General features: G+C 63.7%; 26 protein-coding genes. All 26 read right to left on the reverse strand.

Annotation, left to right across the window (positions count from 1 at the left end; all coding sequences use genetic code 11):
• Positions 1–10 precede the first annotated feature (10 nt).
• Positions 11–379 carry a DUF6221 family protein gene (locus R4P57_RS11175; RefSeq protein ID WP_317802919.1) on the reverse strand — a complete coding sequence of 123 codons (369 nt, stop codon included), beginning with the start codon at positions 377–379 and terminating at the stop codon, positions 11–13.
• A complete protein-coding gene (locus R4P57_RS11180) occupies positions 376–1,191 on the reverse strand; it encodes a hypothetical protein (protein ID WP_317802920.1) in 816 nt (271 codons plus the stop codon). The genes R4P57_RS11175 and R4P57_RS11180 overlap by 4 nt, the downstream gene beginning before the upstream one ends.
• Positions 1,192–1,348: 157 nt before the next feature.
• Entirely contained in the window at positions 1,349–1,675 is a 327-nt protein-coding gene (locus R4P57_RS11185; RefSeq protein WP_317802921.1) for a hypothetical protein, read from the reverse strand.
• Entirely contained in the window at positions 1,672–1,917 is a 246-nt protein-coding gene (locus R4P57_RS11190) for a hypothetical protein (RefSeq protein ID WP_317802922.1), read from the reverse strand. Before R4P57_RS11190 ends, R4P57_RS11185 begins: the two co-directional genes overlap by 4 nt.
• A complete protein-coding gene (locus tag R4P57_RS11195) occupies positions 1,914–2,141 on the reverse strand; it encodes a hypothetical protein (RefSeq protein WP_317802923.1) in 228 nt (75 codons plus the stop codon). The genes R4P57_RS11190 and R4P57_RS11195 overlap by 4 nt, the downstream gene beginning before the upstream one ends.
• Positions 2,138–2,440 (reverse strand): hypothetical protein, encoded by a 303-nt coding sequence (locus tag R4P57_RS11200; protein ID WP_317802924.1) that lies wholly within the window; start codon positions 2,438–2,440, stop codon positions 2,138–2,140. The genes R4P57_RS11195 and R4P57_RS11200 overlap by 4 nt, the downstream gene beginning before the upstream one ends.
• Positions 2,437–2,577 (reverse strand): hypothetical protein, encoded by a 141-nt coding sequence (locus R4P57_RS11205; RefSeq protein ID WP_317802925.1) that lies wholly within the window; start codon positions 2,575–2,577, stop codon positions 2,437–2,439. The genes R4P57_RS11200 and R4P57_RS11205 overlap by 4 nt, the downstream gene beginning before the upstream one ends.
• Positions 2,578–2,649: 72 nt before the next feature.
• Positions 2,650–3,042 carry a hypothetical protein gene (locus R4P57_RS11210; RefSeq protein WP_317802926.1) on the reverse strand — a complete coding sequence of 131 codons (393 nt, stop codon included), beginning with the start codon at positions 3,040–3,042 and terminating at the stop codon, positions 2,650–2,652.
• Positions 3,043–3,522: 480 nt separating this feature from the next.
• A complete protein-coding gene (locus tag R4P57_RS11215; protein ID WP_317802927.1) occupies positions 3,523–3,921 on the reverse strand; it encodes a hypothetical protein in 399 nt (132 codons plus the stop codon).
• Between the two features lie 139 nt (positions 3,922–4,060).
• Positions 4,061–4,654: a hypothetical protein gene (locus R4P57_RS11220; RefSeq protein WP_317802928.1), complete on the reverse strand. Its 594-nt coding sequence runs from the start codon at positions 4,652–4,654 to the stop codon at positions 4,061–4,063.
• Between the two features lie 135 nt (positions 4,655–4,789).
• Positions 4,790–5,203 carry a hypothetical protein gene (locus tag R4P57_RS11225; protein ID WP_317802929.1) on the reverse strand — a complete coding sequence of 138 codons (414 nt, stop codon included), beginning with the start codon at positions 5,201–5,203 and terminating at the stop codon, positions 4,790–4,792.
• Complete coding sequence (locus R4P57_RS11230) at positions 5,200–5,421, reverse strand: helix-turn-helix domain-containing protein (RefSeq protein ID WP_317802930.1); 222 nt, start codon at positions 5,419–5,421, stop codon at positions 5,200–5,202. The genes R4P57_RS11225 and R4P57_RS11230 overlap by 4 nt, the downstream gene beginning before the upstream one ends.
• Positions 5,418–5,741, reverse strand: coding sequence for a hypothetical protein (locus tag R4P57_RS11235; protein ID WP_317802931.1), 324 nt, complete (start codon positions 5,739–5,741; stop codon positions 5,418–5,420). The genes R4P57_RS11230 and R4P57_RS11235 overlap by 4 nt, the downstream gene beginning before the upstream one ends.
• The gene (locus tag R4P57_RS11240; protein WP_317802932.1) at positions 5,738–6,247 is read right to left on the reverse strand and encodes a hypothetical protein; all 510 of its coding nucleotides are present in this window, start codon (positions 6,245–6,247) and stop codon (positions 5,738–5,740) included. The genes R4P57_RS11235 and R4P57_RS11240 overlap by 4 nt, the downstream gene beginning before the upstream one ends.
• A 202-nt stretch (positions 6,248–6,449) precedes the next feature.
• Complete coding sequence (locus tag R4P57_RS11245) at positions 6,450–6,695, reverse strand: hypothetical protein (RefSeq protein ID WP_317802933.1); 246 nt, start codon at positions 6,693–6,695, stop codon at positions 6,450–6,452.
• On the reverse strand, positions 6,692–7,075 hold the full coding sequence (locus R4P57_RS11250; protein WP_317802934.1) for a hypothetical protein: 384 nt from the start codon (positions 7,073–7,075) through the stop codon (positions 6,692–6,694). Before R4P57_RS11250 ends, R4P57_RS11245 begins: the two co-directional genes overlap by 4 nt.
• The gene (locus tag R4P57_RS11255) at positions 7,072–7,296 is read right to left on the reverse strand and encodes a hypothetical protein (protein ID WP_317802935.1); all 225 of its coding nucleotides are present in this window, start codon (positions 7,294–7,296) and stop codon (positions 7,072–7,074) included. Before R4P57_RS11255 ends, R4P57_RS11250 begins: the two co-directional genes overlap by 4 nt.
• Positions 7,293–7,670, reverse strand: coding sequence for a hypothetical protein (locus R4P57_RS11260; protein ID WP_317802936.1), 378 nt, complete (start codon positions 7,668–7,670; stop codon positions 7,293–7,295). The genes R4P57_RS11255 and R4P57_RS11260 overlap by 4 nt, the downstream gene beginning before the upstream one ends.
• Positions 7,667–8,455 (reverse strand): hypothetical protein, encoded by a 789-nt coding sequence (locus tag R4P57_RS11265; RefSeq protein WP_317802937.1) that lies wholly within the window; start codon positions 8,453–8,455, stop codon positions 7,667–7,669. The genes R4P57_RS11260 and R4P57_RS11265 overlap by 4 nt, the downstream gene beginning before the upstream one ends.
• Positions 8,452–9,033, reverse strand: coding sequence for a hypothetical protein (locus R4P57_RS11270; RefSeq protein ID WP_317802938.1), 582 nt, complete (start codon positions 9,031–9,033; stop codon positions 8,452–8,454). Before R4P57_RS11270 ends, R4P57_RS11265 begins: the two co-directional genes overlap by 4 nt.
• Positions 9,030–9,293, reverse strand: coding sequence for a glutaredoxin domain-containing protein (locus R4P57_RS11275; protein ID WP_317802939.1), 264 nt, complete (start codon positions 9,291–9,293; stop codon positions 9,030–9,032). Before R4P57_RS11275 ends, R4P57_RS11270 begins: the two co-directional genes overlap by 4 nt.
• A complete protein-coding gene (locus R4P57_RS11280; protein WP_317802940.1) occupies positions 9,290–9,499 on the reverse strand; it encodes a hypothetical protein in 210 nt (69 codons plus the stop codon). Before R4P57_RS11280 ends, R4P57_RS11275 begins: the two co-directional genes overlap by 4 nt.
• Complete coding sequence (locus tag R4P57_RS11285; RefSeq protein WP_317802941.1) at positions 9,496–10,392, reverse strand: hypothetical protein; 897 nt, start codon at positions 10,390–10,392, stop codon at positions 9,496–9,498. The genes R4P57_RS11280 and R4P57_RS11285 overlap by 4 nt, the downstream gene beginning before the upstream one ends.
• Positions 10,389–11,276, reverse strand: a complete 888-nt coding sequence (locus tag R4P57_RS11290) for a YqaJ viral recombinase family protein (protein ID WP_317802942.1) — start codon at positions 11,274–11,276, stop codon at positions 10,389–10,391. Before R4P57_RS11290 ends, R4P57_RS11285 begins: the two co-directional genes overlap by 4 nt.
• On the reverse strand, positions 11,273–12,838 hold the full coding sequence (locus tag R4P57_RS11295) for a DNA cytosine methyltransferase (protein ID WP_317802943.1): 1,566 nt from the start codon (positions 12,836–12,838) through the stop codon (positions 11,273–11,275). Before R4P57_RS11295 ends, R4P57_RS11290 begins: the two co-directional genes overlap by 4 nt.
• Positions 12,835–13,458 carry a hypothetical protein gene (locus R4P57_RS11300; protein WP_317802944.1) on the reverse strand — a complete coding sequence of 208 codons (624 nt, stop codon included), beginning with the start codon at positions 13,456–13,458 and terminating at the stop codon, positions 12,835–12,837. The genes R4P57_RS11295 and R4P57_RS11300 overlap by 4 nt, the downstream gene beginning before the upstream one ends.
• Between the last annotated feature and the right edge of the window lie 166 nt (positions 13,459–13,624).

Here is a 13,624-nt window from a genome sequence, read left to right on the forward strand (position 1 = left end):
CGGCGCGCAATTACCCATACAGCACCGTCCTCGTCCAGTCCGGGTCGAAGTCGTCGTGACCGGCGTACGGCTGAGCCAATGCGCAGAGAACCTTCTCTGCCAGCCTCGGTCCGTCGGTCGAGTCATTCCCGGGATCGAACGCGGGTAGATCTTGAAGTGCGGCGATAACGGCGCGCTTCGCGCGGATCTCCTCGAGCAGTCGTTTCGGTGCCTGCGGAAACGGCCACGGATCGGCGTGCTTCATACCAGGCACCGCCGGAAGCCACCTGCGAATCGTGATCCGCCCCTCGGCAGCCTCCCGCCCTTCGTGCTCGAGCAGCTCTTGCACGTACTGCTCGTCCTCGTCGAAGCGCGCTTCGAGAAACTCGGTGACGTTCATGCGCTCATCTTCTCCCGATTTCGCTTTCTCGATGGGTACTTCTCGTGCGCATCGAATACCTCGCCCACGACGTACAGCGCCGGCCAATCCTGCCGCCACGGCCCTGGCACCGGCTGGATCATGGATGCGGCGAGCAGGGTCTCGAACCGCTTCTTGTTCAGCCCTTTCCAATCGCCTCCCAATTCCACTGCAAGAGCGACGATTCCCGCCTGGTTGAGTCGCTGACGTTTCGCCCGCTCGATCTTGCTGTCGGTCACGGCGGCGAACCTCTCACGAGGCGGACGATCGGTGCACGCGAACGCCTGCTCGTACGCGTCCTTGATCTCGTGCGGCGCTTCCTCGCACCCCTCGGTCATCGCGAGCGAGATCAGGTGCGCATCGAGCCACTTCGCCAGACATGCGGGCGTGTCGGCGTTGTAGCCCGGCGGAACGACGCGCTCGTGCTCGCGCATGGGTCCGATGTACCGACGCCAGTGCGTGTAACCCACCGGGATGAACTCGCTCTGTCGGTACTCGCAGACGTGTCTGACCCACGTCGTGAGCACGTTGTGCAGGATCCACTTCGCCTCCGACCCGGCCTCGTCGAACGGCAGCGGGTAGACCTTCTCGCGCGGTGACCCTCCCCCGCCCTGACGAGTGCCGAGTCGATCCTGCCGCGTTGCGGTGATCTCGACATCGATTGCCAGAGCGGGGATCTTGCGCAGCGTGTCACTCATCGCAGTGAGGACGAACCTCGGGATGAGCAGGTGGTGGTCGGTCACCAGAACCTCCACCATGGTCGTGGTCGGCGGGAAGCCACGGGTTCCGAGCACGGGCCGGGCCAATGCACCCCGCCCGCGTCCCCGAGCCAGATCTGCCCCGTGGTGAGATCGGCTGCGCGATGATGCCCGAGATGGTCGAACGGCAACTCGCAACGCGCACTCTCGCCTCGATGCCCCTCGCGTGGGTCGATCACCACTGCTGCACAGGTCATAGCGATACCTCCGAGTCAATCGAGATGCCGAGGCGCTGACGCGCTTCACTCAGCGCCAATGCGAGCTCGTCGGCGCAATTGATCAGGGCGCATTGGTATCCCGCATCAGCGAGCCCTTCGCTTTCTTCGCGCCATTTCGCGGCCAATTTGCCGATCGGGACTGCCGTCGTCCATCCCAGCAGCATCGGCGGATAAGGCTCCTGCGGAATCGAACTGCGATGGCCGCCCGCGTGGCCTTCGGGCAGTTCACAGCGAACGGCTTCGTGATGACGGCCTACGCGCGGGTCGACCGACGTTGCGGCGCAGATATGTTCGTTACTCATCGGTCCTCCCTCAGTGCCGACATCCGCTCGTCGTGCTCTTCGATCTCGGGCGTCCCCTCGAGCGCATCCCGACGCTCGGCCAATCGATCCTCGGCCTCGGCGAGGATGCGGTCGCAGACGCGCTCGCGCGCCTCGTTGAACGCGATGATCACGTTCTCGATGTGCTCGGCAACCGAATACGGCTTACGCTCGCCATCGACCATCGGCGGGCCCGGAACTACCACCTGCACTACGTCGCTCATTTCGCCTCCTTCGATCCGGCGAGCGCGTAGTCCGACGCTCGGTCGTACGCCGTCTTCACGTCAACGGTGTGTGCGCCCATCAGCTCTCGATACGAGACCGCTAGTCGGCCGAATGCAGCGCCGACCGAACGCGCGAACCGCTGGAAATGGAACCCGGGCGTCGGCTGCCAGAGCCCCAACGCATTTCGCTGCTCGTCGTAGGTCATTTCACTCCAGGTCTTCATGCGATCACCTGCCTCGTCGGTTGGTTTCGGTTCCGCCTCGGCCGGCGCGATCGCGTCGGATCCTGTGCCCACATCGGCGGCGTGGTGGATGGTTGAGGGACGCTCGGGAAGGGGTTCGGCGGAACCTTCATCCCCGCCTCGCGCCACTTCCTGGCAATTGCGTCGTTGAGCAGGTCGACGACGGTCGGGCCAAGCTGTGGAGGGAACTGCATTTCGGGCTCCCGTGCCGGGAACACCGGCGGGAGCATCGGGTTCGACCATGTCTGCATCGCCTTGAGCGCCTCGATCTCGTCGCTCACCACTCACACCTCTCGCCCTTGAGCGCGCCCCACGCGTGCTGCAGACGGTCGCGGGTCTCGTACCGCACCCGGCGAATCTTGCGGCCCAAGCGTTCGATTCGCGTCAGCTTGGGCGGTGTCCATCCTGCGATCTGCATGCGCCGGTCCGCGCTGAACCGCCGCCTTGGCGAACTCGATGCCGTCGAAGAGGTTCTCGATCGGGTTCTCGCTCATGCTCGTGCCTCCAATTCGTCGATACGGATCTCGATCCGCGGGTTGCTCTTGTCGACCTTGGGCAGATTCCCGCCGTCGACGACGTACTTCGAGTTGTCGTCGACGATCACGCCGTAGTGCACGAGCGCGTCGAGAACGTCCTTGCGGAAGGCCGAGAGCCCGTCAGCGTCCCGTTTGCGGTTGGTTGGTGCCCACTGCGTGATCGAGACCTTCACGCGGCCGTAGCGAGGCGCTGAGGGCCCGAGGGCGGCACGTACGAGCGTGTAGTTGCGATGCTTCGCCGCGGTCTGCACGTGATGGTGCGCGTTGCGCCATTGGTTCATCGTGAGCGGCGGACGACCGGGGTGCGTCGGGTCGACGATCACCAGGACGGTTGTGGATTGCGTCATTTCGCTACCACCACGGACGAAGAATCTGCTCGAGACCCGCGTGCGCGTCCCTTAGGTTCGACAAAGAGATTTCCGTCTTGGATTTCTTCGTTAGTACCGTCCGTTACGTACGTGCACATGCATGTTGCATTGCATCGAGCACTGCTAGGTAGCAATGCTCGCGAGCATTGCTCGGTGGACTGAGACGCACGGTCCAATTCTTCGTTGCACTGCCGTAAAATGCCCTCGGCTGTCGTTCCATTCGGAATCGAGTAGCACTCCGACCAGCCACCACCTGCGACCCCTGGGAATGGTGCCGCCTGCTGCGACGATGCAAATGCGCGTGACGAAATCGAGGCGAGCGCACTGTCGGTTGCGGACTCGAATCGACGAGCCTCGGCGGCCGTTGCAAACTCGACTATCTGAACGAGGCGAGCGCCCCGTGCCAGAAAGTTTCTCCACCTCTGATTGCAGGAATAACCGACTTTGATTACATCCAGTTCAGGCCAATTCACGGCGTATACCGTGTGTGTTGTCCGCTTGTAACCCACGGCGAACACGCTCCTTTCTCCACCGTTCTTCGGCCGCAGCCTTTGCTTTTTCTTTGCGTTTCTTCGCCTCGTCGTCCGAAACCTGGTATTCGTCCCACCCGTGGATAGACCAACCGCCGGTCTCTTCCGTCCACAGTCCGACGCTGACGAGCTTCTTTGCATCCGAAAGGCGGCCGTGCAGCATTGGCAGCGCTTCACGCGGGATGAAGCCGTCTGTCCCATGTTTGCCCGAATAGGTCATCGCGAAGGTGTGCAACGTGATCGCTTGAAATGCCTTCTGCCCGACGAGTGCGAGGATCTTCGGGTGATCGGCCATTGTTGTGTCGAGCCGTATCCACGGCAGTCCCATTACTGCCTTCCTTCGAGTATTCGGCGCTCGAAGGACCCAGTTGGGTAGCCCCGAGCGCGATCCGCGTCTGGCTCCTGCAGTGCTCGATAGACGCCATAGCTCGCCACCGCGATCGCGAGACCGGAAATGACATAGAGGATCACTGCGCCACCTCCATCGCAGCCTCGGCCGCTTCCGCCCTCGCGCGCCACTCGTCCCGCTCCGCCTCGGCCTGCTGTCGCAGCTCGTGCGGCGTTGGTTTCCCGAACCGTCGAATGGTGGTGACGAACGTCGGGCGGCCCCGCTTACTGACGGTGAACTCGACGTAGTTCGTGGCCTCGTAGGTGTCGAGCATCTCGCCCATCGAGTCCGAGATCGCCAGCATCACCCGCTCGGCGTCCTCACCGTTCGTGACGATCTTGACGTCGATGCTCCCGTCCTTGGCCTCGAACGACTCCAGAACCAGTTGATCCTCGACCTTCTCGGGGTCGAGGCCGGACTCCAGCTCGCGAACTCGTGCGATCAGAGCCGGCACCAACTCGCGTGCTCGGGCCGCAAACCGAGCGTCGTTCTCGGCGTTGAGATGTGGCGCGACGTCGGCGGTGAATCGTTCGAGCATGCCGTCGACCGCAGTGCCGACGCCCCAGTAGTTGCCGAACGGGTCGTCGGCCTTGATTGGCGGTGTGGCAGTCCACGGACCGGGCGTCGCGGCGTCGGCGAGGAATTGGGCTGCATCGAGATCGATAGCGCTCACGGCTTCTCCCCCTCGGCGGCCCTGATCTTGCGTCGCTGCCACCAACTCCGGCGGTCGGCCACAGGCAGGCTGCATCGAAGGCATCGCCAGTTCCAATAGTCCGGTCCCGGCACGGGTGGGTGTCCGTCTCGTAGTTCAGCCACGATCAACACCCCCTTCGCGCCCTACAGGGTGGTTCTGGCTTGCGGGGCAGAAGCATGGGGTGTCCGAGTAGCCACCCTCAGGGGTGACCCTGTATACGTCGTGGTTCGAACGCATCCTGTTTTCAGTCATTGGTGTCCCCTCAGCGGCAGCAGCGTCGAGCAGTTCTGCGACTGCGCTACCTTCGATGACCACCGGGCCGTAGTCGCCGTACAGGCCGAAGCATGATTCCTCGACCAATTGGTGGATGCCGTCACGAATGCGCTTCGGTTCGTTCGCCTCTGACGTGGGCACGATGCTGTAGCCGGCGTCCGTCAGCTTCGACACCACATGCGCAGCGATCACGTCGGGGAGCTGCTCGTACATGCCGCTGCGGATGACGGCCGCGATGATGTTTGTGAGGTTCATCGGTTCACCGCCTGAAGGATTCGATCCCACATCTCGATCGAGGCATCAGCACGGCCTACCAACACCCGCGAGAGATGCTTCTCTGTGATCTTCAGTCGGCCCGCGAGATCCCTCTGCGTCCATCCCATCTCATGTAGCCCGTCGATCACTCGTGCACGTAGCTCTTCCCGAAGGTGACCACGCTCGGTGTCGATGTGCGTGGGGTTCGGTGTGCTCACGATCGGACCGCCTGTATGTCGAGTGCGATTTGGTTGCGGCGACTGACTTCGACGCTGCCCGTTTCGAGTTCAGCGCACAGTTCCTCGCATGATTCATCCGTGGTCGTGTCCCAGCCATTGCCGATGAGGTTGCATGGGCCCCGGACTGATTTGCGCCAGTCGATGATGCAGTAGAAGTGGACGCCTTTAGGCTTGAAATCTGCCTGACGTGTCAGGACTGCGAAGTTCTCGGAGGTTGCCCGGACTATGTACGGGCGGCGTGGTTCACCGATAAAGGTGACCTTGCCGCCAACTGCCAAATCGGGGTTCGGTGTACTCACAACATCACCCCCGAAGCAGCCATTGACCGTGCCTCGTACGTCTTGCGGGTGGCACGCAGCATTGCCACCTGAACGTTCCGCGGCAACGGATCACGCTCCTGATAGCCAGTCAATTTCGGCCGCAATCGGCGCGCTTGCCGCTTCACGCACAGCTTCCCCGATCGGATAATGAGGATTCCCCATTGATCAGGGACCGTCAGGTTGTTCGTAACCTTCAGCTCGGAGATCGCCAGCCAGAAGTAGTCGAGATGCTCCGAGAACGTCGCGGCCTTCTCGGGATGATCCAGCTCGCGCTTGAGATCGCCTCGGCTGCATTTGATTTCGATGCCGTGCATGGCGAATCCTTCGGAAGGCCACATGTCTGCGACGACCGCGTCGAGGCAGCGCGTGGCCCACGTCGGGTTGAACTGCACATGCTCGGCAACTACGTAGCGGGGGCTGGTGCCATTGAATGCCTGGGCATAGCGTTGATGGACGAGATCGAGCATCTCGCGTTCGGTGGTCACACCACCACCCCCGACAGCCCAGGCTCGACACCACGACAAGGAAACGAGCACGGTTCACCATGGGGAGCAGCGCTGTACCCGTACGGCTCGATCTCGCACGTGTTCTTCCCGCGGAAGTTGCCGGGGTGGAACCATCCTTGCCCGTTGGCGTGCGGTGCAATCTCGACACCGCAGTGCTTGCACTTCAGCCCAACTTCGGTGCTCATGGGGTCTCCTGTGGGTCGAGGGCAGCGCGGGATTCGAGAGACCGGATCTGTGCGATAAGAGCGGGCACCCCAGTTCGGCACCATGCAATGAACTCCGCATCGTCCGCTTGGAAAATCTCCCCGACAATGCGCGTCTCGTAGCCGATGACGTATCGAACACCGTCCTTGTATGCGACTGACCATTCACCTGGCATAGCCTTGCGAATCAGCGCTTCGGCAGTGTCAACAATGTGCTCACTCATTGCGCCTCCTGTTCTTCGAGGGCGGCGATCGTGGCGCACGGCCATGACCGACCGCAATGCCCACACGCTTTGAACCGAACTGGCTGGTTGTTGCCGACGCGGATCATGTAGTGCAGTGCCCGTACTCGTGCGATGGTGTTGTCCCGTTCCCGCACCGCAGCCAACAGGGTTTCGATGTCGTGCATACGTTCTCCGAGTTCAGGACGCCGCAGCATGTCGGTATCAACGTCCCACTCGTCAGTGCAGCACGGTCCGGAGCATGCACAGTCGTAACGGTCGGCGTCGTCCAGGTACTTGCACCCGCACCCGTTCGGACACGGCTCGAGGTAGTCGACCTTGCTTGCTCGGTCTTCGATCGCCGCGAGCTCCGCGGGGGTCATCGGGACACCTCCGCCGTACCGAGGTATTCGACCTTCCATGTCGGATGCATTGCGACGACGCCCGGTTCGGTGTCGAACAAGACGTGCAGGTGGCCCGATTGCGCACCGATGATGCGCCCTTCGACCGGGACTGAGTAGCCGGTGAATCGGACGCGCTGCTCGATCTCGGCGGGGACGTTGTACGTGTCGCGGATCCAAGAGAGGCTGTCGTTCGTGGTCATGGTCGTACCTCGAACTCGTATGGGAGACCGAGCTGTTGGGCGAGTTGCCGACGAGCTTCCATGTGGCCCTGCCACCGGAAATAGTCAGCATCCGATCCGTTGCTGTTACGCGCGGCTACGACGTACTCGTGGCGTTGCCTGATGAACTCGCGCACCACCGAGCCCTCGTTCACGTCCGAGTCTGACGCGCCGGGGTTGCTGTCGAGAGCGATGCAAACGCGGTCGAGCAGGAGGGCTACCGCGGCTCGCATGTTCGAGCCGCCGACCTGATAGTTGCCGCGCAGATTGGTGGCAGCCCTGGCATACGCTTCGGCGTCTTCCATACCTTCCGGCTTGTGTCCGACCACCGGCACCGTGACGGTCACCGCGGTCATCGGCCCCACCCCCGATTGATCTCAGCCGCAGCCCAATCCGTCCACGTGACGTTGGTGCCGGGCACGTTCTCGACGCCGTAGCACGTGTGCTGTGTGCGACCGGGGTTGCCGTAGGGCACGAGGTAGCCGAGCAGACCGGCGGCCGCTGCGGTGTACGAACCGCCGCGGAGACGGGCGAGCCAGTCCGTCGACTGCAGCGCATCGATACTCTTGAACGGATCGGACTCGTTGAGCTGCAACGCTGCATACGGGGACAGTCCTGCTGCGATCCGCCGAGCCGGGCTGAACCGATCGGTCGAGCAGATCATGTCGCGCGGGTTGGCCAGCTCGTAGACGACGGTGCTCGCCGGCCATTTCCCGTGCGACGAGTGCAGGCCGAACCCTGGCGCGGGCACGATCGAGTCACCCGGTGCGCGTGAGGGGTTGGCGATGTTGACGACGAACGCGACGTCGAGCTTGGTGCCGTTCTCGTTGCGGAAGTCGCCGCGCTCGACACCCTCGAGGAATCGTGAGACCACGATGCCGCCGAGGCTGTACGAGATCAGACCAACACGGTTCGGCGACTTGCGCACCCGCCACGCGAGGTCACGGACACCGATGTCGACGCAGACGTCGAGCGGGAATCCCTTGCCGTCCGACGCGCCGATCCGGCCAATGGTCGCTGGGTAGTCGACCTCGCCGAGTCGGAACTTCTGAGGGTTGAGCTTGCGCGTCACGAGCCCGCACATGTCGCTCAGTGGTCCGCGTGCGTTTCCGGTTCCGCGGGCGACGAAGATGTCGATCATGACGGCACCACCTTGCGATAGATCCGCAGCGCGAGAAGTGCATCGCCCTCAGCGGTGTGGGTCTGACCGGCGTCGTAGTCGAGACCGAGCGCATCGGCGCATCGAGTTGCGCCCAGCAGTCGACCGTCATCGCCGATGGATCCGAGATGTCCGGCAGTCAAGGACTCGACATCGACCAGTCGGTGATGCCACGACGGGACGAGACCGTGTCGGCGCAGCATCGCGTCGAGCGTGATGGTGTCGAACGACGGATTCGCACCGACGATGGTTGCGCCTCGTGTCCAGCGCTCCACCTTCCGGGCGGCCGATTCCTCCGAGAACCGCCAGGTTCCGTTGGGCTGCGGCGGCATTGGCGCACCGTCGAATTGCGTGAAGTTCGGATGCCGGTCGTAGATCTTGCCGATGGACAGTGCCATCGGGTCCGCCTGCGACAGATCGACATCCGAAACGAGAATCGTGCAGCCCTTGGCTTTTGCGTCACCGGAATGGCTCTCGAGTCGGATCATCGCGATCTCCCACGGGCGACGGTCCGGATGCAGGCCGGTGGTCTCGGTGTCGAGGAACACGAGCGCGCTCATGCGCCCCTCCCCTCGGCTACGAGGTACGCCAAAGCCTCGATCTTGTCGGGTCGGTAGCCGTCCCAGTGATCCTGGCCGCCCTCGTCGAACTCGACGATGACGACAGGCGTGGAGCGGTAGCCGAGTTCGAGGATCGGATCGGCGGCATCCGGTGCAGACGCGACGTCGACCTCGGTGAACTCGATGGAGTTCCGCTTGAGGGCGCGCTTGGTGCCGGTGCACGGCATGCAGTTCTTCTGCGAGTACAGGGTGACGTTCACTGCCTCACCTCGCTGTCGACGTGGACCTCGACGTGGCGCGGCTTCGACGACTCGACGATTGCGAGCGTCAGGGCGTGGATGGCATCCCGCTGCGCGAGTGCGGCTTCGACCATCGCGTGCGTGCCCATCCGGTCGTCGTACAGTGCTTCGGCCGCGCGGGTGGCGCGGTTCTCGGACAGGAGGAGTTGATCGTCGACGGCGCTCATGCTGGCTCACCGCCGTTCGCTGGCTCGTTCACCTTGGCGAGCTCGTCGAACACATGCGACGCCTCATCCTTGGTGAGATCCTTCGACGACTTCACCTCGTGCCCTACGACGTCGGCAAGGTAGGCCAGGCCTTCCTCGCGGTTCGACAGGCCCTTCTCGTTGAACTCGGCGTGCAGCTTCTTGAGCTGGGCGGCGGTGATCATCTCGACGGTGGCGTGGTCACTCACGTCCGGGACGTCGTCGGTCTTCACTCCGAGGTGATCGCGCAGGCCTGCGGTCCCGGACTGGATGCGTTCGGCCGTCGCCTTGATCGGCGGGTTCGATTCTCGATCGACTTCGTCGACGAGGCCGAGAAGTGCACCGGGGATCAATAGATCCGCGAGCTCGGACTGGCATTTGGCACGGAGCATCTGCTGCGGATTGGTCTCGTACTTGGCGTTGCTCAGGTACTTCGCCTTCTCGGCGCGCTGCATCGTCCACGTCACCGACTGGACGTGATCGTCACTGGGCTTCGTGCCGGCCCATGTCACCGAGGCGTCGGTCGCTTCGACCTCGTACATGTCGGCACCGCGTGAGATGGCAACGGCGTACTTGGCTTTCGCGTACATCCCGACTTTGCCGTGGATGATGAACAGGGACTCTAGCGAGGCGTCCGGGTCGAAGCCGAGCATCGCGCCGCGCAGGATGGCGACGGTCGCGTCCTTCGGCTTCCCGCGGAAGATGTCCGGGCACATGCCCGTCGAGCAGATGAACTCGGCGTACTCGAATGCTTCGGCCTTGGCGACAGCGTGCTGGTGCAGTTTGGAGAAGCCGGTGGATCGGGCGAGTTCGAGTGACGTCGATTCGCTGTCGTCGACGATGGTGGCGAGTTCGGTGGTGTGATCGGCGGTCATGATGCAATCTCCTTGATGGTTGCGAGGTCGAGCTTGGTATTGGCGTAGAGCGAGACGGATCCGCCTCGCCCCGGTCGGCGGTCGGCGATCTTCTGGCCGTTGCACATGGCGTATTGGGCGCTGCCCATGGCGTCGAGCACCTTCGATTTCATGCCGGTGACAGAGGCGTTCGTCTGCTTCTGCTCCTGGTGCCAGTCGATGAATCGGTGCGCGAGGTCGGGGTCGAGTTCGACTGAGCTGCCGTCGATGTCGGGGTGAAGTTGCTTGACGGTCTCGTACGTCGCGACGGTGTCGTCGAGTTCGGGCGGCTCCCCCGCTTCGAGCGACTTGTGCCACGCGAGGGCCCGGTCGACGATGACGGCCGCGATCTGTGAGTCGTATTCGACGGTGTAGATCCGAGGCATGCCGTACTGCGGCCACAGCACGAGGTCGGCTGCGACGTGCCACCCTGCGATGAACTGCTGCCAGATCACCTGCGCGGTGTAGTCGGCGGGCACGTTGCCAGTGCCGTCGTCGCCCCACTCCTCAAGGCTGCGTGCGGTCTTCACCTCGACGATGCGGCGGCGGCTACCCCGAGAACCGCGGCGGTCGATGGTGGCCGCGTTCGGGAACGGCAGATCCGCTCGGCTGAACTGAATTTCACCGCGCGAGATCCGCCAGCCGGGGTTTCGGTACTTCCAGTACTCGGCGGCGGCCACCTCCACGGCGTGCCCGTAGTCGAAGTTGTCCTGCCTCGGCTCTGAGATCACCTCGGTGGTGTTGCCGGCCATCTGGTGCCACATCGCAAACTGCGATGTCCAGCGTGAGATCCCGAGAATGGCGGGGATCTTCGATGCCGTGATCGTCTTCGCCCACTCTGGCGAGCCTGGTTCGAGTTTCGTCATGCCGCACCTGCCAGCGACTCGACGACTGCCGAAATCAAGTCACGCGCAGCGGGCGGTGTGACCGCGTTACCCGCCTGTCGCACCTGCTCCCGCTTGTTCCCGAGGATTTTGTAGCCCTCGGTGAATGCCATCCCGCGCGCGATCTCGTGCGGCTCAAGCATTCGGAACAGGCAGTCGTCGATGTCGATCGACGACGCCTCTGCGAGACCGTGGTGAGTGCCGTTGGCCGCGAACGTGTCGAGGGGGTCGACGACGGACTTCGGCGCGTTGGTACCGCGCAGGGTGGTCACGAATGCGTGATGAATTCCGCCGGCCGAGACCGTCGAGATCGGCTCGTCGATGGGGTGGTTCTTCGACTGGCCGCGCATCACCGACAGGAACGCCAGCCCGGTCTCGTTGCGGGTGGTCTGCGTGCGCATCGGGTCCGAGGCGGACTGTGCCTCTTTCCCGACACGACCCTCGACGGGAACGAGCAAGGCCTTCGACTGCGTGGTGTGCAGGGTCCGCAGGACATCGTCGGCCGACCACGTCCGGACGCCGGGGCGACGCTCGAATGTGTTGCCCGCGGCTTCGAGCGTGAACGATCCTGGCACGACGAACCCCGGCGTGGTCGCAGCGACGAGGGTCGGCATCGATGCGTCGACGGACGTCGCCATCTGCGCGTATCCGCCACGCGGGGTGTAGTGCCGCATCACGAATGCGTCTTCACCGCAGAACTTGTCGAGACCAGCCTGGATGCGCGCGAGCGTCTTCGGCGCGAGTGGCCGCGTCCGATCACCGATCCGCGTGCCCTCGATCGTCCAATCGATCGCCGACGACGCGGGCAGCCAGCCTGGTTCGACGACGCTGTTGCGACACTTCACGTTCGGGCAGCGCCACACGTACTGTGATCGGTAGCGACCCCATGGCTGCGACTTCTTCCAGCCCTGCAGCGCATTGACCGTCTCGTCGCACGTCGGGCAGTACGCCTTCGGCCGCGTCCACTTGTCGAGGTCCGGCGCGCGGTTGCCCTTCAGCCAGAACACCACGTACATCCGGTCGCGTGACTGCGGCGCGGGGAGGCCGGCCGCCTGGGCGTGCATCGAGTTGAGGTAGACGACCTTCTTTTCGTAGCCGAGCAGTTCCATCGCATACAGCCACGCTGGGAACTGCACCCATTTGGCGGCATCGACGACGTTTTCGGTGATGATCGCCTTGTATCGATGGCGCTCCGCGAACCGCGGGACGTCCCACATGGTCGCCCGAGACCGGTCTGCCGCTTCGTCAGGAAGCGCCTCGCCGAAGAGGTCGAGCTGCGAGTCGTCGACCCGCTTCTTACCGCGAGCAACGCTGTGGTTGGTGCACTCCGGTGACGCCCACAGGATGTCCGAACCTGGGTAGTACCGCGGGTCGGCCGCCGAGATGTCGGCGCACGCATGGTCGGTCGACGGATGGTTCGTGTTGTGCGTCTCGATCGCGAGTGCCCAGTGATTCATCGCGAGCTTGACCTCGACGCCGGGCACCTGAATCGCCCCGGTGCTCGATCCGCCAGCACCGCAGAACATGTCGGTGAGAGTGATCATGACGCCACCGCCATGCCGCGGTCGCGAACGACCTGACGCTGCGAAACCCTCATCCGCTCGGCGATCGCGGCCGAGGACAGTCCCCGGTCGGTGAGGATCTGCACCGCGGCGGCGCGCTCCGCCTTCGAGGCCCGGTCGACGGCGCGTCCGTCGGCGAGGCGCTGAATCACGATCTCGTCGGGGATCTTCGAGTCGACCGGCTCGACGGGCACCTCGTAGTAGTCGTCGATGTCGTCCCACAGCATCGGGTGCACGAATCCGTTGGCCTCGGCCCACAGGACCGTTCGGGTGTTGTCGCGACGAATGTGGGACAGCTCCTCGTACACGTCCGCGATCAAGGTGTGTACGCGCCACTGGACGCGTGGAGCGGAACGAGGCCGCTTGACCGTCATGTCCTGCACGTTCGCGCGCCGAGCAATCTCGCGGATCGACCAGCCCATGACGGCCAGGCCCTCCAGTCGCCGCCGAGCGCCGTACGAAAGCACCAGCGCTTGTTGCGCATTCGGCCGTGGCGTCACGGCAAGCAACGCTCGCGCGGCTGGCTCGAGCATGGTCTGACGAGTATCCGACAGCACCTCGTGAGCGGGCATCTGCGACAGACCTGCCGCGCGCGAGATCATGCACGGGGTCATTCCGACGCTGACGAGGTGTAGCAGGTGACGGCGGACTGGTTCCGCGTCGGCCCTTGAGCTCTTCGGCATCGGCCGAAATCGGGTCATCGGGGAACCGATGTACGGCTCCCGCTGGCTTCTCTGTGATGTCGAATTGTTCACTGCGCTACTCCGA

Source organism: Rhodococcus sp. IEGM 1330 (assembly GCF_033142445.1).
GTDB lineage: Bacteria > Actinomycetota > Actinomycetes > Mycobacteriales > Mycobacteriaceae > Rhodococcoides.

Bases quoted from the DNA above. Each gene is read 5' to 3' on its own strand.
- R4P57_RS11280 (WP_317802940.1), bottom strand. From the start codon at position 9,499: ATGAGCGCCGTCGACGATCAACTCCTCCTGTCCGAGAACCGCGCCACC.
- R4P57_RS11285 (WP_317802941.1), bottom strand. From the start codon at position 10,392: ATGACCGCCGATCACACCACCGAACTCGCCACCATCGTCGACGACAGC.
- R4P57_RS11260 (WP_317802936.1), bottom strand. From the start codon at position 7,670: ATGACCGCGGTGACCGTCACGGTGCCGGTGGTCGGACACAAGCCGGAA.
- R4P57_RS11215 (WP_317802927.1), bottom strand. From the start codon at position 3,921: ATGGGACTGCCGTGGATACGGCTCGACACAACAATGGCCGATCACCCG.
- R4P57_RS11265 (WP_317802937.1), bottom strand. From the start codon at position 8,455: ATGATCGACATCTTCGTCGCCCGCGGAACCGGAAACGCACGCGGACCA.
- R4P57_RS11210 (WP_317802926.1), bottom strand. From the start codon at position 3,042: ATGACGCAATCCACAACCGTCCTGGTGATCGTCGACCCGACGCACCCC.
- R4P57_RS11295 (WP_317802943.1), bottom strand. From the start codon at position 12,838: ATGATCACTCTCACCGACATGTTCTGCGGTGCTGGCGGATCGAGCACC.
- R4P57_RS11225 (WP_317802929.1), bottom strand. From the start codon at position 5,203: ATGAACCTCACAAACATCATCGCGGCCGTCATCCGCAGCGGCATGTAC.
- R4P57_RS11270 (WP_317802938.1), bottom strand. From the start codon at position 9,033: ATGAGCGCGCTCGTGTTCCTCGACACCGAGACCACCGGCCTGCATCCG.
- R4P57_RS11185 (WP_317802921.1), bottom strand. From the start codon at position 1,675: ATGAGTAACGAACATATCTGCGCCGCAACGTCGGTCGACCCGCGCGTA.
- R4P57_RS11300 (WP_317802944.1), bottom strand. From the start codon at position 13,458: ATGATCTCGCGCGCGGCAGGTCTGTCGCAGATGCCCGCTCACGAGGTG.
- R4P57_RS11175 (WP_317802919.1), bottom strand. From the start codon at position 379: ATGAACGTCACCGAGTTTCTCGAAGCGCGCTTCGACGAGGACGAGCAG.
- R4P57_RS11245 (WP_317802933.1), bottom strand. From the start codon at position 6,695: ATGAGTGAGCACATTGTTGACACTGCCGAAGCGCTGATTCGCAAGGCT.
- R4P57_RS11250 (WP_317802934.1), bottom strand. From the start codon at position 7,075: ATGACCCCCGCGGAGCTCGCGGCGATCGAAGACCGAGCAAGCAAGGTC.
- R4P57_RS11290 (WP_317802942.1), bottom strand. From the start codon at position 11,276: ATGACGAAACTCGAACCAGGCTCGCCAGAGTGGGCGAAGACGATCACG.
- R4P57_RS11205 (WP_317802925.1), bottom strand. From the start codon at position 2,577: ATGCAGATCGCAGGATGGACACCGCCCAAGCTGACGCGAATCGAACGC.
- R4P57_RS11195 (WP_317802923.1), bottom strand. From the start codon at position 2,141: ATGAAGACCTGGAGTGAAATGACCTACGACGAGCAGCGAAATGCGTTG.
- R4P57_RS11255 (WP_317802935.1), bottom strand. From the start codon at position 7,296: ATGACCACGAACGACAGCCTCTCTTGGATCCGCGACACGTACAACGTC.
- R4P57_RS11190 (WP_317802922.1), bottom strand. From the start codon at position 1,917: ATGAGCGACGTAGTGCAGGTGGTAGTTCCGGGCCCGCCGATGGTCGAT.